This is a genomic window from Glaciecola sp. G7-5 (assembly GCF_055808975.1).
Genome location: NZ_CM147892.1, coordinates 3597412 through 3617368, shown reverse-complemented (window position 1 = coordinate 3617368; position 19957 = coordinate 3597412). Strand labels below are relative to the sequence as shown.

Genomic DNA, 19957 nt, shown 5'->3' with positions numbered 1-19957 from the left:
GAATCAGCGCTAAGTACTATGATCAATATCAAGGTTTAATTTTTACTAGGCATAAATATAACAATTATGAAATATACTACTTTTAATCAAAAAACTATCGACACTATGATTGAGCCGATGTTTTTCGGTAACTCGGTTAACGTGGCTAGATATGACCAACAAAAGCACCCTATTTTCGAAAAGTTAATCGAAAAGCAAATCTCCTTTTTCTGGCGACCTGAAGAAGTTGATGTCAGCAAAGACAGAGTAGATTTCAGCAAATTAAGTGACGCTGAGAAACATATCTTTATTTCTAATTTAAAATATCAAACACTCCTTGATTCTGTTCAAGGCAGGTCACCGAATATTGCGTTTTTACCAATTATATCTTTGCCAGAGCTAGAGACTTGGGTAGAAACGTGGTCATTTTTTGAAACGATTCACTCTCGTTCATATACACATATATTGCGTAATTTATTTTCGGATCCAAGCGAGATCTTTGACGACATCGTGGTAAACGAAGAAATTAAACGAAGAGCAACAGATATTTCAAAATATTATGACGACCTTATATTTGCTACTCAACTTTACCAGACGCAAGGTGAAGGTAGCTTTGATATTGACGGCGAAACTCACCTTATCAATATTCGCGAACTCAAGAAAAAGCTATTTTTATGTATGAATTCAGTAAATGCACTAGAAGCAATTCGTTTCTATGTTTCATTTGCCTGTACTTTCGCCTTCGCTGAACGTGAATTAATGGAAGGCAATTCGAAAATTATTCGCCTAATTGCCCGCGATGAAAATATTCACTTAACCAGTACCCAGCATATTTTAAATCTTTGGACCAAAGGTAAAGACGACCCAGAAATGGAATCGATAGCCGCAGAGTGTGCTGACGAAGCCCGCGAAATATTTTTAACGGCCGTTAGACAAGAAAAAGAGTGGGCAAAATATTTGTTTAAAAATGGTTCTATGTTGGGATTAAACGAAGAAATACTGAGTGATTATGTCGAGTTTATCGCTAACCAGCGAATGGCAGCAATTGGCATGGAAACAGAATTTGAAAGTAAGAGTAACCCATTGCCCTGGATGAATAACTATTTAAGTTCAGACAATGTTCAAGTTGCTCCACAAGAAGTGGAAGTAAGCTCATACTTAGTATCGCAAATAGATGCGGAAGTAAGTGCTGATGACTTTGGCGGTTTTGATCTTTAACTTAACACCGGTTCATTTTGCCAGACTAATTGCGATAAAGTCGCGTTAAGTCTGGCATTTTAATAAGCGTCGGACTGCTCTTCTAGTGAAAAATAATATTAGTTGTGAAAATTTAACACAAGAAAATTCAATAGACATTGGAGACGTTAGCCTGCGCTCAGAGGACAACGAGACTATACTCGAAACCTTGGAGCGAGCTGAGGTTGACGTTAATTATAATTGTCGAGAAGGTTTTTGTGGCGTGTGCAGAACAAAATTGTTGAGCGGCTCTGTAGAATATCGTATCGAGCCACTCGCATTTATTGATGATGATGAATTTCTTTCTTGTTGTACTGTAGCCAGTAGTAACATAAAGATAAAAATAGAATATTAAAGCCTAATATCTTTGGCCTTATAAATCCAAACCAATGCGCGACGCGACCTCAATGTAAGACTCAACAACTGAACCTAAGCCTTGCCTAAAGCGGTCTTTATCTAGCTTCTTCTTGCTTTCTTTATCCCATAGTCTACAGCCATCGGGTGTGAACTCGTCCCCTAAAACAATATTACCCTCAGCATCAACACCAAACTCAAGTTTAAAATCAACAAGTAACATGCCGCCTTTATCAAACAAGGGCGTTAAAATACTGTTTACCTTAAATGTTAATTCTTTCATCTGAGCAATTTGTGCTTCACTTGCCCAGCCAAAAGCAACGCAATGAGATTCGTTAATCATTGGGTCGTGTAAGGCATCATTTTTCAGAAAAAATTCAAAGGTAGGTGGCGACAAGGCAAGACCTTCTTCTACGCCCAGTCTGCGGCAGAGTGAGCCCGCGGCATAATTTCTTACGACGCATTCGACTGGGATCATGTTCAATTTTTTTACTAAGCTTTCGTTGTCGTTAATAAGCGCTTCTACTTGCGTTTTCACGCCAGCACTTTCTAGTTGCTGCATAATATAGTGATTAAACTTATTATTCACTTCACCTTTACGGCTAAGTTGCTCTATTTTTTCCCCATCAAAGGCTGATGTGTCATCCCTAAATTCTAATATCAGCATATTAGGATCGTCGGTTACAAATACTGTCTTCGCTTTACCGCGATACAATTCAGAGACTTTTTGCATATTTACTCCAATAAAAGTGTTGAGCGTTTGTTATATATCTAAATCATCGGACGACATGTAGTCTTTAAAAACTGGGAAAATGTCGCTTAGTTGTCTAGGGTTAAATGCTACGTTATCGTTGTCTTTAAACGTTAGACTTGTTCTTTGGCCTGCACGCTGAACGAATAAGCGATAGTTATCTTCTTTTAAGGGTAATCCTTCCTTAGTAAATAAACTATTCCAAAAGCCATCTTCTGAACCGTTGTAAGAGACAAACATAATACCCGAGGATTGATCTAAGTCGATCACGTCAAAGCCCATTTTTCGCAGGACTAAAAGCAATCTTGGCCACGCATCATTATAGCTCGCGTCTATTATTACAGCAGAATCGCCGTCGGCGTTAAAACCAAGCTCACTGTTAAAACCGTCTCTGATTTTAGCAATTCTTTCTGAACGTGCTAAGCGCACGCCGAAATCGTATTCTTCTATAATATAGTTTAAAAATTCAACTTCGTTAGTGCGCTTGCTTATTGGATCCATTGATGCAAGCGATGCATTGCCGTCTTCATCGATATAATCAATAATCTCATTGCTGAGTGACGCTGTTCTGCCATGAGGCGCAACATCTAAGGTCAATTTAAATTTCTTCGCCTGTTCTATATATTCGCTAGAAAGATCATACCAACTGCTGTCTAATTCAGACACTGAAATAACCCAATCTGTCGAAAGCACGTTGGCTTCTCGATCGAAACTTTCTACACCAATGTTATTTTGTTCTAAATACGCTAACACTTTATCCCAAATGGTTTTATCGAGACTAGTGCTGTCGTCAACTTGATCAAACATCACCGTTGCGCCTTCAATACCTTCTTCGACATGAGAACCAGTAACAAGAGGCAAAACTAAACGCGGAGAAGCAATACTAATTTCGTCACCAATGATCACGTTGTTGGTAGATGATGAATTCAAGTTAGGTAAGTCGTAACGATTAGAACGCTTAGGGCGATCTAATTCTTCTGGGACCTTTAAATCTGCACTTTTTTGCTTAGCTTCCATATATTTGTAATCGCCAGAAGTGCGCTCACGCGAACCTGGGCTTGAGCATGCGCTTAATGCTATCGCAGCGCAAATGATAATAAGACAATAATTTTTCATTTGGTTTTATAGTAATCCTAATTCTTTTAACTCTTGTTCGATGCTTATTTGGTGATTTAGTTCAGGTAACACCATAGGTAATCGTAAATAAGGTGAAGCTAATTTACCCATTTTATATAAGGCCCACTTGGGTAAAACAGGGTTGGGTTCTATAAACAATGCATGATGGAGCGCTTGTAAGCGATCATCAATATTTTTAGCCTCTTTGAAACGACCTTCCTTTGAATGAACACACATTGCTGACATATTTGCAGGTACTATATTCGCCGTTACTGAAATGACGCCGTGACCACCCTTTTCCATAAAAGCACATCCAGTAGCGTCGTCACCACTAAATAGTAAAAAATCCTCTGGCAAACTTGATTTCATCTCTTGAAGACGATTTAAATCTCCTGTTGCATCTTTAATACCCACTATATTGGCGTGAGATGCCAGCGTAGCAACAGTACTAGTTTGCATATCAAGTACCGTTCGAGAAGGAACATTATATAAAATGAGAGGTAAGTCAGACGCATTAGCTACTGCGGTAAAATGAGCGACTAAACCAGCTTGCTGAGGTTTATTGTAATAAGGAACAACACTTAAAAATCCGTCAACACCCAATTTTTCAATTTGCGTAGTTAAAAACACAGCTTCATCAGTGCTATTTGCGCCTGAACCCGCTATAACTGGAATTCTACCAGCAGCGCAGTCAACGATAAATTGAATGACTTTTATATGTTCTTTAAAAGGAAGAGTAGCTGACTCACCTGTGGTACCCACTGCAACAATACCATGGGTATTATTTTCTATGTGAAAATCGACTAATTGCGCCAAACTCGCATAATCAGTTTCACCCGAATCGAACATGGGCGTAACCAGCGCGACGTAACTACCTTGGAACATGATATCTCCCCTTTTTTTTGTAGCGCAATAGTAGTTTGCTGAACGGTTAAAAACAAGGGTTTCACGCTTATTTTATGAATTAACTGGCGAAATATATGCTTTATAAAAAAATAAATAGAACATTTCTTCAATCAAATGATTACTGCTAATATAGCGATCAGAAATTTTATGAAGCAGTCTGTTACTATCTATGGACCTTTTACCCATGACTCATCAGTTAATTATTACCATAATAGGCAAAAACTCTCTACGCGCACTGAGCAATATCACAGCTTGTATTAGCCAACAAAACTGCAATATTCTAGATAGTCGCCATGCCCAATATGGAACCGATTTCTCACTCACATTAATTGTCAGCGGCAAACAAAACGCGGTAACTCTGCTTGAGATTGAAATGTCTAGCTTGTGCGTACGCGATGATCTTCTTTGCATGATGAAACGTACCAGTGGCCATAAAAAACAGAATATAGAACAAGTCCTGCGCTTGTCTTTTTCAGGTAGAGATGCCAGCGGCGTCATGCATCAGGTTACGCAAGCCTTGGCACAATTAGGCGTGTCAGTAAGTGCTATAAGGCAAAAAACCGTTGTTGAGTCAGAACAGAACATCCTAGAATGCAAAATGATTTTGACGACGCCCAAAAGTACCGACTTAGTCGTATTTGACGAAAATATTAAAGCCCTTCTCAACAAGATGGGATTACATGGTAAAATTAGCCACAAACCAATTAAGGAAAATGATGAATACACTGAAAGCTGGTGATGACGCACCTCAATTCACGTTAAAAAACCAAAACAACGATGAAATTAGTTTACAAAGCTTAGAGGGTAGTAAAGTGCTTGTTTATTTTTATCCCAAAGCTTCTACGCCGGGCTGTACCGTACAAGCAAAAGGTTTACGCGACAGTATGAATAAGCTCGACCAGAAAAACGTCACGGTCGTGGGGATCAGTCCAGACCCAGTTAAACGTTTACAAAAATTTCATGAAAAAGAAGCACTAAATTTTGATTTGCTGTCTGACGAAGATCACGCTATCGCCGATGCTTTTGGTGTGTGGGGATTAAAAAAGTTTACCCCTGATTATTTTTATTGACAGAAAACCTTAATTGTTTTTTATGACAAATAAACTATAGTGTATGGGGGACACACACAGGGTTAAATTGTGATAAAAACGCAACACGAAAATGATATTTATGATGACTATCAATTGCTCTCGATTGAAATAGACACATTAGCAAAGCTCAAAATTATAGAACACACAGATATCGAATCTGGTGAAATCTCTTATACTTCTCACCTTTCTCCATCAAACTATGCATCTCGCTCTAAAAAAACAGACATAATTATTGCGCCCAATGGGTCTGTTGTTTATCCACAATCACTTTATATCGTTTCAAAGCTACGCGGCGAAGCTGCCGTTAGTGACACACGTTCAATAGCCAAAGCTCTACTAGCTTTCACTCGGTATTTAGACTCTACTCATTATTCTCAGGTTGATCAGGATGGAAATGAGATACCTGCTGAGCGGTTAACCTATAAAACACTAACCGAGTATGAAGAAGAAGGTGCGCCGTGGCGATTTGCAGAGCACCTTTTAGCTAACTGTCGAGCTAAACAAGGAGCTACTGCAAAGGAGGCATACTCGCTTAGTACAGCAAGAAGTTACACAGGTGCTGTTATTTGCTTTTATAAGTGGATGCAAAGGTACGGTTATCTTACAAACGATGATGAGCATGTTGTAACACATTTCAACAAGGTTGAGAGATATCAAAGTAACAATCAGCACGACATACTTGCTCATACCAAGTCAGGGGCAAAACGGGTCTATGAAATGTCAAACATTATGAAGATGTTTCCCAAAAATGACCAAACGCCTGCCCATCAAAAATTGAAGCCAATGTCGCTCAATCATAGAGACCTATTCTATCAACATATTGATAGGTTACCTAAGGCGGTGCGTCTTGTGCTCAGACTTTGTATCGAGGCTGGACTAAGGATTGATGAAGCCACTCACTTTCCTTCGCAAGTTATTGGTGATAAAGATTGCAGTGAACTAGATGTTGTTCCTGTACGACTTACACACACCAAAAACAGTAAGCCGCGCACGGTTGAATTACCGCTCGCTCTTTATGAAGAACTAGAGCAATTCAAAGAAAGTAAACAAAGACAAGAGAATTTGATTCGCGGAAAAAACATCATCAACTCTAATCAAGAAAAGGACAGCGTTTGTTATCTTTTTGTTTCTAACAGAGGACGGCCATACACTGAAAATACTCTTGAAGTATATTTTAGCGTACTAAGAAAAAATCTCAGAGCAATAGATTCTATCTGGTATTACCGAATCCATGACCTTCGCTCTACTTATGCTACATTTTGGCTGAGGGACAGGTCTCAAGAACGGCAGGTTGCATATAATTACCTACTCGACGAGTTAGCAACACTGATGGGGCATTCGAGCACTGCAATAACCGAAAAATACATTGAGTTCATGAATAAATTGGATGAACAATTACGTGTTGCAGCAAGCAAAAATAACAAAATCAATAAGTGGTGAATACATGCCAAAGAGCCCACTCGCAAGAAATTCAAAAACGGTTAAGTATGTCAGAAATAATAAAAATATTATTCCTCTAAGCTATTCAATTCCCTCCAAGGAGTCCCAAAATAGGGAGGTAGAAAAACTTGATATATCACACCTGTTACATCTTGGAGCAGACAGCAAAAATCAAAAAATATACAGCCGCATCCCGTTAGTCAGAAAGTTTAGTAAAAATGCATACAAATATGTTGGAAATGGCAATTCAGCACAAACTGTCACTTCGATTTACGAAGTTTTACGCAGCTTTATTGTCTTTTGTGACGCTGTGTGCGCTGACCCCTTTTCGGAGGTTGGGTATTTAAAATATGCAGGAAATGATGGTGAACTGCGCCATCTGATTAAAGTTTACAGACCATCAAAGAAGCTATGGGAAATGAACCACGGAGATGAAATTGGGATTAAGGAAAGCACAGCAAGCACTAGAGTTCCAATGCTTCGCAGGGCCCTGTCATGGTGCGGATTACCCGCTGAAGCATGGGTAAACCAACATAGAGAGTTTGCCAATGAAAATACTTCATTTAGGGGGTATTCTGACGCTGAAGAAAAGCTTCTGGTCACTAGGTTAAGCGAATTATTTTTCACCTTAGCCCCGCAGCTCATTGCGGCAAAAAAAGAAAACGTTGAAGTACCTTCAGAATTGCCTGTCGTTATTGACTTAGCTGGCTTCAAGCAAGTAGTTTTAATTCACACATCCGTCAAAACCCAGACAGTTGCTTGGAGCAAAAATGGGAAACTGGTAAAAGCAAGCGCTGCGATTAATATGGTAATGGGAGCTGCTTATCACCTCATGTGCTTTTTTAGCTCGCTCAACGATAGCGACGTGCGAAGTATCGCTCATCCAATAACAATCCATACTGAGGAGCGGGATAAAAAGTTACAAGTAGTTACTGTGTCAAGTTTTAAAGCACGTGCAAACAAGGAGGTGAACGCTGTATTGACCAATCAAAGCTTCGAAGTTGATAAGCGAGATGGCGTGAAGTTTATTAAAACCCTTGAGACACTCTCAGCACTCTACGGAGGTGGCGAAGAAGGCTCTGTGTTACTGTTCACGGTTAATAATCATGGTGAAGAAAACAGCTCATTCAATATGGTGGAAATTAATAAACATCTTTGTGTTACGCTAAACTTGCTTTCTCCGACCCGCATATCCTGCGTGCCATGGTTACAAGCATTATTTTACAGCTATCGAAAACAGTGTGTTGGCGAGCTTAGCAAAGCGCCTAATGAGCTTGGCAGGGTGACCGTACGTAAAGTGACTCGCCAGTGCTCAAAATCTGGAGCCATTAGAGGCGCTAGGGAAACCGCATATTGCATTTTATCGTGTTACACAGAATTACCCCTCAAGAGTATCTTATTGCCACTTACGTATTCAAATAGAGATGAAAATGGCAACATTAAAGTGTCGTTCAAATACAAAAATGGCGATCACGGTCATTTTTCAATACCTGCTTCTGACAAGAGACTAATTAATGATATTGAACAATTCGCCACTGAGTCAGCCGATAAACAAGCAAAAAAATATGAGCGGTTGCTGCTGAAACGAGGCGGTGATAAAAAGCCCCCTAGAGATTGGGAAGGAATTAGCCCCATCAGCGCAAATACACTTAAAGGTTGGTCAATTGAAACAAATGAGTACTTTGTATCGCTCCAATCAAGCCGCTGGCGAGAGATGACCAGCAATGAAGTCTTTTCTCATAGTGGCGTAAGCGGTGTGAAGAGCCTGCTACAAAACCTTCTTCAAACCATTGATACGCATTATGCAAATGGTGATCCGCGGCTCAATAAAATCATCCTATCACAAGCTATACTAGTGTTAGGACAATTGGACGAAAGTGCTGATTTTGTACAAGCGAAAAAGTCGGTCGCTGACAAGTTTGGCATTAAAATGCTGGCACATGACGAATGGAAAAATAAGTTAGAACAAGAAAAAGCTAGAACAAACCCAAATGGCATTCATTGTGATGGGCAACAAAGTTTCCTAGATGGAAAAAGCACTCAACGCGAAACCAATAACGCCATGAAGCTCCAACTACCCTGCACTGAATATGACATGTGTTTTAAATGCCAATCAGCCAAAGCTGTCGATGAGACGCAATCCATCTACAAACTTATCTCTTTCATTGATGTACTCAAAGAGGCTGTAAACCACTACCCAAACGCGCATGAGTATGTGCATGAACGAATCGCCGCCTTTGAGCTAACACTTGATGCTGCAAGCACGGAAGTGTACGAAGCGGCAATGTCATTATTTAACAAAAATGGGCGTCACCAGAGAGTATCACTAGAACACGCGATCGTGGCCACAGATCAGGCTCCGTCTATTTGGAGACATTCATGATAAAGCTAGCTGATTACAGGATTAACCAACAAAATATTATAGTAAAAGCGCAAAGTAAAGTTGGAAGCTATACAAACTATTTGAAAGAGGTTCTAGAGCCTGTGATTAAAGCGAGAGACTGGGAACAGTTTGAAGCGTTAGACATTGGTTTTGATATCACTGGTGAGTCGCTAGGAAAAGTACGGAACAACGACGCCTGGCGAAAACTCCATGCGTTTTTTGCACCACATTCTACCGAGATGGACATCCTAGATTTCTTACTCAATGGCAAGGTGCTGGAGCGTAACCTAATCAATGAATTAAAAGCGCTGGCATTGATTATGATGTGGATCTCTCCTAAATATTACTCTTTTCCGACTATTGTGAAGACGATCCGAGCATTAAAGAAATTCGCCGTTGCACTACTTGCTGAAGGGCACAACAGCTTTGAATTTCTTAGTTTTGAACGCTTGGAAACATGGGTATTAACCAGCGAGACCTGTTTGGACTTCGAACGAGAACAAACGTATCCAACACTTAATAAATTGTTCGTGGAAAAAACACGATTACCGTTTAATGTTAGTCTTACCCATTACTTAACCCCTTCGGATTTCGGCTTAACACTTAAAGATCATAAGCAATTCACTGTTATCCCACAGCGCCTTTACTATATTGGGCTTCAACAATCAGAGAGACTGGTGAACGATCTATATCCCATTCGTAACGAACTTGGCATGCTTTCGAATTACATTGCTGAATACCATAAAAAATCCTATCAAGGATATGCTAAATACATAGTAAGCGATAAAGCAAAATTAAAAAGTGGACGAGTTCAATGGTATCTATCGTCAGCAAACCAACGCGATGGTGAAAGGAAATTAGCCTTTCAGGATGCTTTTCGTGCGCTAAGTAACCCGTCACAAGAATTAACTCTTGAACTTCTCAAAAGGCACAAACCGGCAATCAAAACAGAATACATTAACGAATTTCACCCTAACCGAAAAATTACTATTTGTAACAAAGTAGTAAGCGGGCTCACAGAGGCGCAATCGTTCTTTAAAGAACTAAATGGTGGTTGTCTCTGGGCGTTGATGTCGCGCACAGGTATGCGCTCTGATGAAATATATCACTTGCATACTGTAAATGGGTGCACAACAGATAACATATCTGGGCAAATGATTAACATTATTCATGCTGATCTCTCTAAAACCGTGAAAGGATCTCAGTCAAAGCAGGATGAGTTCATCACCACAGAAGTCGGTAAAAAGGCTTACGAGATACTACAAACGCTACATTCCCCACTAAGAAAACGCCACCCTAAAAGCCATACTTTTTTTCATTCGGTTAAGCAAGGCTGTTGTGCTCTTAACAAAAAGGAATTAGGAAGACACCTATCAAGTTGGTTTAAAAGCATCACTGGAGAGAAGCTTAAGCTAACTAATGATGACGTCATAGACTTAAAGGTTTCTGATCCTAATCTTTCATTTAATGTTGGGGACGAGTATACATTTTCCGGTCACCAGCTTCGCCGTTCGTTTGCTTACTATCTCATTGGTTTCGAGCTTTGCGACTTCCCCCAACTCAAGCAGCAATTCAGCCATGTCTCGATGGCAATGACTCGCCACTACGCTAAGAATGCAAGTAAATTCCAAAAATTCAGAAAGCAAAAACAAAATTTAGCGCATGCCATTGATGAAGAAAGAGTCGAACAAAAAGCGCAAGTATACTTAAACATCTTTAGTAAGTTGGCAAACAAAGAACGTGTTGCAGGGGGCAAGGGTAAAGAGTTTGCAAAAAGCATGATGAAGGCTGAGCGCAACATGTTTAAAGATAAGGTAGACAACGACATGCTCTCTCTGAACTATTGGAAAAAGCAAATTCTCGATCAAAAACGTCACATTCACGCCGTCGCACCAGGAGTTTATTGCACTTCAACAGCTTGTAGCCTGCGTACACAAGTCAAGTTATTAGAGTGTGTTGATTGTAAGAATGACTTCATTGTTGATGCCGTTTTTGCCGAGGCTAAACGAAAAGAAGCCGAAATTCATATGTTATGGGACATTGAGCACGATGAATTAACGCCTCAGTCTGCATCGGAGGCGTATATCAAAATAACGGCAGCTGAGCGTATTATGAATGACCTAGATATCAGCTATGAACCGGTTAATTTGCCACAAGAAGTAAAAAAATTGCTGATACCTTTTGGAGTGCAAGCATAGTGACACAAGCAACTAAAAACAAGCTGATAAATGCCCTAGAAAGACTATTATCGGCTAAGCCAGAAAACCGGGAATTAAAGATAAAAGCCCGGGAAGGCAAGCTAAAAATCAATAACAGTAGTGTCGAAAAAGAAGCTGGGCTTTCCGTTGGAGCATTGCGAAGGCATGATGATATCAGCGATATGGTGAAGAATAAATCACTTGAATCACGCGTGGCACAAGATAAATCAAATCAATCGCCTATTGATATTTTACAAGCTGAAGTAAAACAGTTAAAAAGCGATAAGACACAAGCGAATAGGAAGAAAAAGGAATATCTAGAGCTCGCTAGAAGCCATGAAAAAGCGCTAGCTATACAAGCAGCGAACCATATAAAAATGGTTCAAGAACTCATGGGAATGTTGCACGAAAGTCAGCGAGAGAAAGCTATGGACAGAGTTGTCAAGGCGAGAGCAGATAACCTTATCAAAGGGGATTTCTCACAAAAACGTCCTGTTTAGTGTAATTAATTGCAAGATATAAAACTATCGATCAAAATGTATAACGTAACGTATTAAAATGCTTAAAGGTCGTATCAAATAACACTTTATAATTCACTCCGTAAATAGAATAAGGATGACACCAATGTCAATTGAAGTAGGACAAGTAGCGCCAGATTTCACCCTGAATGACCAAGACAATAACCCTGTGACACTATCAGATCTTGCCGGTAAAAAGGTACTTTTATACTTCTACCCACGCGCTTCGACACCAGGCTGTACGGTTCAAGCGCAAGGCTTACGTGACAATAAAACAGAGTTGGATAAGCACAACGTTGTAGTGCTTGGTTTAAGTCCAGACACCCCAAAAAAATTAACAAACTTTATCAACAAGCAAGATTTAAACTTCACTTTGCTAGCGGATGAAGAACACGAGGTTTGTGAAAAGTATGGAGTCTGGCAACTCAAAAAGTTCATGGGTCGAGAAAACATGGGCGTTGTGAGAACAACCTTTTTGATCGATGAATGTGGTAACCTCGAACATGTCTTTAACAAGTTCAAAACTAGTAATCACCATGAAGTTGTGTTGGATTATTTGAACAGTAAATAGTATCCCAATACAAGCAATATGCTCTGCTTGGGTGCAAGCAGGGTTTTGCCTCTAAGATGTACTAGCTACCCTCTAAATAAAGAGAATATTAAAAGAACGAATATCCTAAAAACGATAGTTACTTAATATTGCTGGGGGCGTTATCGCGCCCGTTAAAAATAAAACTTGCTTTGATGCCCTAGTAACAGATACTCGTAATAATTTTTTACTCTTTAAATAAGGCTCTTCATCTCTATAACTTGTTAACGGTGCAATATTTTCTTCGTGAAAAATAATTACACCATCGAATTGCTTTCCTTTAGACTTATGCATTGTCATAACATGAAGCCCCCTTATGTCGTTATCATCAGACAGTAGTTGTTCTTGTATTAACGCTGAATCAATAGCTTTTCGAGCATTTACATAGGCACCATAACTTTGCCACAAATCGCTTAAGCTATTCGAAATAGCTTTACCTCTGTTGAACGCCATAAGATATTGAACAGAATATTCAACATGTTTTAAACGAACATCCCCACTTTCTCTCAAGAGATGTCTTACTTTTAGCCAATCCTTTGAGGGTATACCCTCAAAGGCCTCTTGATTAATGTTTTCAAAAACTTTTGATATCGCGCTAATTAGTGGAATATTTCGGCATTTACCATTATCTATTAAACTATCTCTATACTTCAACCAAGTTAAAGCATCTTTTCTAGCGCCGACACTACCATTCGATAATGATATGTCCGACAACAAACGAAGAAACTCTGCTTTTTCTTGGTGAATGTTTTTCTGGTCCTTAGGTTCGAGTAAAAAAGCAACTAATCGACTCGATAGTAAGGCCTTGGTCTCATCAAAGGCAACTTTGTGTGAAATGTATCTGTTGTCTTCATTTCCCCTGAGGGCTTTTATAATTACTGCAACCCCCTATTACTTGAAGCTAATATAGCTATGCTATCTGGATTTTTCCCTGTGGAATTTTTTACCATCCTCTTTAAAATTCCGATACTTTGACGTATGGATCTATCGCGCATATCCGCTCTCTCTTGATAAGAGATCCGAGATATACCGTTATAAGGATTGTTTTTTGCAAAACCTCGCAGTAGATCGTTTCCAAAGTCTAAAATCTCAGAGTCAGGGCTTCTGTTATTCTGAGTACCCAAATCTATAAATAATGGGGTTAGATTAGTTTGAATTTCATTTACTCTCTCAGAACTTACTCCTGGCCTAAAGTCAAAAATTTGTTGTTCCAAATCAGCTAAGCATAAAACCTGAGAGTATTCGGCCATCAATTTAACGAATTGCCATTGCTGTTCATCAGAGTCTTGAGATTCATCAATAATTATCAGTGGGTATTTAAGAGATACTAATTTTTTAATATCTCGAGCGCCAGACATCAGTCTGACAACCGTACTCGAAAATAAATCGAAAGGAATTTTGCCATCTTGCAAAAACAGCCTCTCACGCTCCAATAGCCATTGGCTCCATTCGTTCTCATCACTAACTTGAATGCCTTTATTAATCGCTGCCTCATCATGCGGAAGTAAGATAGAGAGCTTTCGAGGATAACCTAACAAATATGAATGTGTTTTTATAATACCCCAAAAGAAAGAGTGAAATGTTTGCACGTCGATACGAGAGAGAAGTTGTTTAGGAATCCATTCTTTTGCTGAGTCCAAAATACGAGCAACTGCTGCTCTAGAAAAGCTAAGAAAGAGCACATCATTAGTTGTAGCATCACCTTCTAGTTTCAGAAGAGCTTTTTTTAAAGCAATAGTAGTTTTCCCTGAACCAGGCCCACCAATCACTAAAATATGTCCAGTTTCATCTAAGATACGTTGTCTTTGTTCACATATTTTTATATTCATCGGTTGAATAAATTCTCTTAGTTACTAATAACATGATTCGTAGGCATTGGTTCAACTTCATTCAGACCAATCACATCTTCAGTGTCATTTGCATCTTGTTCTTGAACCCTACAATATACTGAGCCCAAAAAATTTGTTATTACTTCGGGTATATCTTTCAGTTCACAGAATGACAACAGCCTTGCCGCGCCTCCCTCGCCTTTCATTTTCTTTAAGACTTGAGCAATTTTTACATCAATAATGTCATCACTTGGTCGATCAACGGGTATGGTGAACTTATTGTCTCTATTAGCTTCGATGTCATCGATAAGGCTCTCTAAAAAGCTCCATTTGTCGTTTGAAGAAATACTATCATTCAGCAATTTTTCCATTGAGGCATAATTTATGTCACAGACAATTTCATATTCTGCTGATATCGCAGCCCAATCCTCTTCTGACTTTCGAGGATTTTTATCGCAAAATGCAAGTGCAGGGATGCCCAAAGATTTAAAGAATTGTCCTAGTGGAAGTAATTGACTGTCTGTATCTGCTGAAAGAATGGTTACCCCAGCTAGATCTAACGGTAGTCGAGATGGTTCTTCCTCTTCCATTCTATCGGCTACATGCTTGAGGACGGCAACCTCTGTAACACCTTCACCCACAATCACTATCTTAGAAAGCATCGCTTCTGCATATATTCGTCTTAAATTTTGATGGTAACTTTTTGCCTTGAGTCCAACAGATAAACGAACTTGTGTTGCACTAAGATGGTTTTGTTCATCTTTCTGGAGAATTTTTATCTGATTAGGTTTAAAACCTTCGATTACATAAGGCGAGTGCGTTGTAACAAAACACTGGGAAGAGTCATTCAAAAGATAATTGACTATCCGTCTTTGTGTATGAGGTGGAAGAGCAATTTCTGGTTCTTCCATAGCAAAAATTACATTATTTTTTTTCAAGTCAGCAATATAGGAGAGTAATGCAAGAACCAGTGTATTGAGCGTTCCCGTGCCTACTTTTTGAAAAGGAACTGGAATTTGACTATTTGACGTTGCCAAAAAAAAGGCCAGCGTTTTTCTTAAGTGTTCGCGGGTTAAATTAGAAACATGCAATCTCGTTTTCCTCTCTTCGCCCTGCAAAGGTATGTATTTACCAAGCCGACTCTCAATGTCCTTTAATAATTCCTTTAGATCATTCTGGTCATCATCAATCGGCGGGTCTAGAGAAGTTAACCTTTGCAATGTAGACTCCCAAAGCCCCCCTCGTTTATTTGTTTCTCTTAAAATAATATCGAGCAACGAACCTCTTTCTAGACTCAAAGCCCTATTGCCAGTACGAATAGTTCTTAAATACAAGAATCCAAATATACGTTTTATAGCTCTAGAAACCTTTTTGTATTCCCCTTCATCAGAATCTGGACTGTGTGAAAAGTAACTTGCGGCCTCAAACTCATCTTCATCAGCATCATATGACGCTATGACTTTTAGACGTAAACAACGTTCGGCATTGTCAATATCTTCGAGGTTTTCTACGAGTACTTTTTCTGTAGTATTCCAATATTCAAGATGATTGGAACATAGTTTTAAAACATCTTCGGATAAGTCTATTAGTACAACTTCAATTACAATTTCGATTGGTTGTCCGTCGTCATCAATATACCTACCGTTATAAAAATCAAATTCCTCTACAGGTGGAAATCGATTGATTCTGTCAGGCCCCAAAACTAAGTCTAAGGCTTCGCACACAGTAGACTTGCCAATGTTGTTTCCTCCCACAAGGAGTGTATGGCCATCAAACTTGAGCAAGGCGGATTGAATTGTTCGAAAATTGTTAATTTGCAATTGGCAAACTTTCATACGTTTAATCCTTTAACTGTTACTCATACAAGTATTTTTGAAACCCAATAAAGGTCTCTCGAATGGCTCCTGTAGTACCGAACTCTTGTACGGCGTCGCCAATAGTGTGATATTTCAATTCAATTAAACTGCGCATTTTACTGGTGGCTAATTCACCTGCGCCGTCTTCTATGTATTTTTCTAAAACGAATGCGATAAATTCTTGTTGTTTGTAATTACCAAAGGCGGTGTTAATTTTAGGTTTAGTGGTGCTCACTCGATTTTCACGGCTAATGGCTTCTCTTGCGTATGCAACGTATCTCAGCACGTCGTATACGTCGCTTTGCTGGGCATCTATTAACTCTTTCATACCGTCGAGCTTGTCTTCGTCGTAACCGGCTTCTGCAAGGCTTTCAAGGAGCTTTTCTCGGGTTGTTGGGTCGCTCCATATTTCTCGCAGTTGGTCTTCGTCTTTGAAGAACTGTGGCAAGTCTGAGAAGAGTCGTTCTACAAATTCCTTAGCTGTAATTGGCTTATCGCCAAACCAGTACATTACTGACGAGATATGTTTAATTTGTCGCGTTTTACCATCACTGAGTTTAATCGTAATTTTTTCCGATTTATCGCATGAACAAGGCGTGTTGTTGCATTCTAGACATTCAACAGGCTCGCATTCACAGGGAGAGGCTCCGCAGAGACCACAAGGTGGTTGCTCACATATACAAGGCTCACTTCCACAATCAGCACAAGGCTCTTTAAGGCAAGTACAAGGGCTGAAGCCACAAACTTCACAAGGCACTTTTACGCAGCTACATGGCGTCTCACCGCAGACCTCACAGATGTTTTCTGGAGGCAATGGCTCACCGTCCCATTCGGGGTCGGCAAAGTTGTGGTGAGCTTTTACAAAGTCATAGATAGTGAAGTAATCTTTGCCTTCATACATACGGGTGCCACGGCCAACGATCTGCTTAAACTCAATCATGTTATTGCACGGGCGCATGAGAACAATATTGCGCACATTACGGGCGTCGACACCTGTAGAAAGCTTACGTGATGTGGTGAGAATGGTGGGGATGGTCTTTTCGTTATCTTGAAATGTTTTTAGGTCGTTTTCACCGGCTGCACCGTCATTGGCAGTTACTCGAACACAGTAGTTAGTGTTGGTCGTCCAACCTTTTTGCCTAGCATACTGATTGATAAAGTCGCGCACCATGCCAGCGTGCTCTTGGGTGGCACAAAAGACGATGGTTTTTTCATTGGGTTTAAATAAGTCCATCCAATAATGAACACGCTTTTGTTCACGCTCTGGGATAGTAATAATACGATTGAAGTCGCCCTCAGTATAAACTCTGCCAGGCTCAGGCTCGCCGCGCACCACTACTCCATCCCCTGGGGTATACACATATTCGTCCATTGTGCCCACAGTTGGATAAACCTTAAACGGAGTTAAAAAACCATCGTTGATGCCTTGCTTAAGTGTGTAGCTGTAAACTGGTTCGCCAAAATAATTATAGGTGTCTACATTATCTGTGCGCTTTGGTGTGGCAGTTAAGCCTAACTGAACCGCAGGTGAAAAATGCGTGAGTATTCTGCGCCAGTTACCTTCATCATTAGCGCCACCTCTGTGACACTCATCTATTATAATTAAATCGAAAAAGTCTGACGGATAATCACCGAAGTAAGGCGTTTCATTGCCCTCATCGTCTTTTGGGCCACTCATGAAGGTTTGGAAGATAGTGAAAAACACACTAGCGTTTTTCGGCACAGCGCCTTTTTTCCTTATTTCATTTGGATTAATACGTACAAGCGCGTCTTCACCAAAAGGGCCAAAATCATTAAATGCCTGATTAGCTAATATATTGCGGTCAGCTAAAAACAAAATGCGTGGGCGGCGTTTTGCTTGTTCAGGACTTTTTTGCGCAGTTAAACTCCAGCGGCTTTGGAATAGCTTCCACGCTGTTTGAAAGGCAATACAGGTTTTACCTGTGCCAGTGGCCAGAGTAAGCAACACCTTTTGTTTACCCTCGGCTACGGCTTCAAGCGCATTGTTAATGGCGTTTTCTTGATAATAACGAGGTTGCCAATCGCCTTTAACTTCAAAAGGCACGGCGGCGAACCGTTCACGCCAAATCTTTTTAAAATTAGGAGCGGCTTTGTCTTGCTCAGCAAAAGTAAGTGACCAGAGTTCCTCAGGCGATAGGTATCGCTCAACTAACTTTTCATCGCCTGTAAGCATATCAATCTGGTAGATGTCATGACCATTGGTAGAATAAGCTAATCGACATTGTAGGCGCTCGGCATAATCTTTAGCTTGGCGCACGCCTTCGGTATAGCTTAATGCTTCTTTTTTTGCTTCAACCGCTGCAAGTTTGCGGCCTTTGTACACCAATACATAATCACTGTTTACTGGTTGGCTGCGTTTTCCTCCAGTGAGTATGCGTCCTGGGCAAATCACTTCCCGTCGAATAAAGCTTTTCTCTACTTCGCCCCAGCCCTCACTGATTAATTGAGGATCAATTAAATCGGCACGGGTATCGGCCTCGTTGCGTTTCGCTTTATTCTTTGGAGTCAATGTCACGCGGCAATTCCTTTGCTTTTCGTTAATTCGCCAGTAAAGGCTTTTTGGAGGATGGAGCTTTTAAGTTCGACTAGGCTTTGGCTTTTTTTAATATAAATGTCCTGAAGCTTTAGCATTTTTAATTCAAGCGCTTCCAAGTCTTGCAACAATCTCTTTTGTTCATCTAAATTTTGAGGAAAAATAATTTCAAAGTTTTCAATTTGAACCTTTGTTATTGCTTGTCGCGTTGAACCATATTCACCAATCCCTAAGAGCTTGTCTTTATAAAATTTTGAGGTTAGTAAAAAACACAGCAAACTTGGTTCTATCATTGACTTATCTACTCTAATTATCGATACATGTTGATTGACTCGACCTGGTAATACTTCTTTGGGAATAATACAACATCGTGCAACAGAGGCACCTGTGATATTAAGTAAAATATCATTCTCTAATAATTCAACATTATCAAGCTTTGCTGCCTGCTCATCATCAATTAGCGCTAAGTTTTTTTCTTTGAAAACACGGTCATGAACATTCATACTTCTGATGAGTGACATGCCGACGTCTTTATATGCTTCTTTTCCTCCTCTGGGAGTAGCTCCGCTGCCAATTTTGGAAGTAATATCTTTCAGCTTAGACGTTTTCCATCCTTCACCACGCTGACTAAACACTTGCTGTAAATAGCTATCAAACAGCTCACGGGCGTTTTTCAGGTTTGTCTCTGCGGTAGCGCGGGCTTTTTCGATATCGGCAAAGACTTTGTCGAGAATGGCAACAATGCGATTTTGTTCTTCTAATGGTGGCGTTGGGACTCTTATCTCTTTGAGAATTTTTACCGACGCCATATTTTTAATTGCAGCCCCTTGCGATAGAAATTCGATCTGCTCTTGAAAGTTTCTACTTTCCATCCAAAACTTCAGGAATTTAGGGGACAAATCACCTTTTGGAGTCAACTTGAGTAACGCTTGGTTTATTATCCCTCTCGGAATACCAGAAGGAACAATTGCTATTTTGCCCATGGTTCCTGAACAGCTCATTATTAAATCCCCAGAAAACAACTCAAATCGTGACATTTCCGAAAACTTTTCTTCATCCACGAAGTATCGAATATCTGTAAACTGGTCATAAATTGCATGTTGCTGTTCATAAACAGCATAGCCATCTTCTTTAAATATATTTTTTCAAACTCCCGC

The 19957-nt window shown here is 39.9% G+C and carries 16 protein-coding genes and 1 pseudogene; 9 read left to right on the top strand and 8 right to left on the bottom strand.

From position 1 onward, the window contains the following. The first annotated feature begins 66 nt into the window (after positions 1 to 66). Together nrdB and yfaE are read left to right on the top strand one after the other, a co-directional pair. Positions 67 to 1197 carry a class Ia ribonucleoside-diphosphate reductase subunit beta gene (nrdB, locus tag AC0L6H_RS15915; protein ID WP_473390116.1) on the top strand — a complete coding sequence of 377 codons (1131 nt, stop codon included), beginning with the start codon at positions 67 to 69 and terminating at the stop codon, positions 1195 to 1197. Between the two features lie 85 nt (positions 1198 to 1282). Next, on the top strand, positions 1283 to 1570 hold the full coding sequence (gene yfaE / locus AC0L6H_RS15910; RefSeq protein ID WP_473390115.1) for a class I ribonucleotide reductase maintenance protein YfaE: 288 nt from the start codon (positions 1283 to 1285) through the stop codon (positions 1568 to 1570). A gap of 18 nt (positions 1571 to 1588) precedes the next feature. On the opposite strand, the gene purC is transcribed toward yfaE, so the two are convergent. The 3 genes from purC to dapA are packed head-to-tail and all read right to left on the bottom strand — an operon-like array spanning position 1589 to position 4321. Then, positions 1589 to 2302, bottom strand: a complete 714-nt coding sequence (gene purC, locus AC0L6H_RS15905; protein ID WP_473390113.1) for a phosphoribosylaminoimidazolesuccinocarboxamide synthase — start codon at positions 2300 to 2302, stop codon at positions 1589 to 1591. Between the two features lie 30 nt (positions 2303 to 2332). Further along, a complete protein-coding gene (bamC, locus tag AC0L6H_RS15900) occupies positions 2333 to 3436 on the bottom strand; it encodes an outer membrane protein assembly factor BamC (RefSeq protein ID WP_473390112.1) in 1104 nt (367 codons plus the stop codon). Between the two features lie 6 nt (positions 3437 to 3442). After that, positions 3443 to 4321, bottom strand: a complete 879-nt coding sequence (dapA, locus tag AC0L6H_RS15895) for a 4-hydroxy-tetrahydrodipicolinate synthase (protein ID WP_473390110.1) — start codon at positions 4319 to 4321, stop codon at positions 3443 to 3445. Positions 4322 to 4526: 205 nt separating this feature from the next. On the opposite strand from dapA, the gene AC0L6H_RS15890 reads away from it, so the two are divergent. From AC0L6H_RS15890 to bcp (AC0L6H_RS15860), 7 genes and pseudogenes are all read left to right on the top strand, one after another. Beyond that, complete coding sequence (locus AC0L6H_RS15890; RefSeq protein ID WP_473390108.1) at positions 4527 to 5081, top strand: glycine cleavage system transcriptional repressor; 555 nt, start codon at positions 4527 to 4529, stop codon at positions 5079 to 5081. Further along, positions 5059 to 5391, top strand: a pseudogene (bcp, locus tag AC0L6H_RS15885) (thioredoxin-dependent thiol peroxidase); the annotation flags it as partial. The gene AC0L6H_RS15890 and the pseudogene bcp (AC0L6H_RS15885), both read left to right, overlap by 23 nt. 90 nt (positions 5392 to 5481) lie before the next feature. Then, complete coding sequence (locus AC0L6H_RS15880; RefSeq protein ID WP_473390107.1) at positions 5482 to 6873, top strand: tyrosine-type recombinase/integrase; 1392 nt, start codon at positions 5482 to 5484, stop codon at positions 6871 to 6873. Between the two features lie 4 nt (positions 6874 to 6877). Beyond that, positions 6878 to 9256 (top strand): hypothetical protein, encoded by a 2379-nt coding sequence (locus AC0L6H_RS15875; RefSeq protein ID WP_473390105.1) that lies wholly within the window; start codon positions 6878 to 6880, stop codon positions 9254 to 9256. Next, positions 9253 to 11454, top strand: a complete 2202-nt coding sequence (locus AC0L6H_RS15870; RefSeq protein ID WP_473390104.1) for a tyrosine-type recombinase/integrase — start codon at positions 9253 to 9255, stop codon at positions 11452 to 11454. Before AC0L6H_RS15875 ends, AC0L6H_RS15870 begins: the two co-directional genes overlap by 4 nt. After that, positions 11454 to 11954, top strand: coding sequence for a hypothetical protein (locus tag AC0L6H_RS15865; RefSeq protein ID WP_473390102.1), 501 nt, complete (start codon positions 11454 to 11456; stop codon positions 11952 to 11954). Before AC0L6H_RS15870 ends, AC0L6H_RS15865 begins: the two co-directional genes overlap by 1 nt. Before the next feature lie 124 nt (positions 11955 to 12078). Next, complete coding sequence (gene bcp / locus AC0L6H_RS15860; RefSeq protein WP_473390100.1) at positions 12079 to 12543, top strand: thioredoxin-dependent thiol peroxidase; 465 nt, start codon at positions 12079 to 12081, stop codon at positions 12541 to 12543. A 105-nt stretch (positions 12544 to 12648) separates the two neighbouring features. Here bcp (AC0L6H_RS15860) and AC0L6H_RS15855 read toward each other — a convergent pair whose 3' ends face one another. The 5 genes from AC0L6H_RS15855 to AC0L6H_RS15835 all read right to left on the bottom strand — a co-directional run bounded on the left by AC0L6H_RS15855 (position 12649) and on the right by AC0L6H_RS15835 (position 19861). Next, a complete protein-coding gene (locus tag AC0L6H_RS15855) occupies positions 12649 to 13275 on the bottom strand; it encodes a 3'-5' exonuclease (protein ID WP_473390099.1) in 627 nt (208 codons plus the stop codon). Between the two features lie 161 nt (positions 13276 to 13436). Continuing rightward, positions 13437 to 14390, bottom strand: a complete 954-nt coding sequence (locus AC0L6H_RS15850; RefSeq protein ID WP_473390097.1) for a UvrD-helicase domain-containing protein — start codon at positions 14388 to 14390, stop codon at positions 13437 to 13439. Between the two features lie 17 nt (positions 14391 to 14407). Next, on the bottom strand, positions 14408 to 16225 hold the full coding sequence (locus tag AC0L6H_RS15845) for an AAA family ATPase (protein ID WP_473390096.1): 1818 nt from the start codon (positions 16223 to 16225) through the stop codon (positions 14408 to 14410). Positions 16226 to 16244: 19 nt separating this feature from the next. Further along, complete coding sequence (gene hsdR, locus AC0L6H_RS15840) at positions 16245 to 18782, bottom strand: EcoAI/FtnUII family type I restriction enzme subunit R (protein ID WP_473390095.1); 2538 nt, start codon at positions 18780 to 18782, stop codon at positions 16245 to 16247. After that, complete coding sequence (locus AC0L6H_RS15835; protein WP_473390093.1) at positions 18779 to 19861, bottom strand: restriction endonuclease subunit S; 1083 nt, start codon at positions 19859 to 19861, stop codon at positions 18779 to 18781. Before AC0L6H_RS15835 ends, hsdR begins: the two co-directional genes overlap by 4 nt. Between the last annotated feature and the right edge of the window lie 96 nt (positions 19862 to 19957).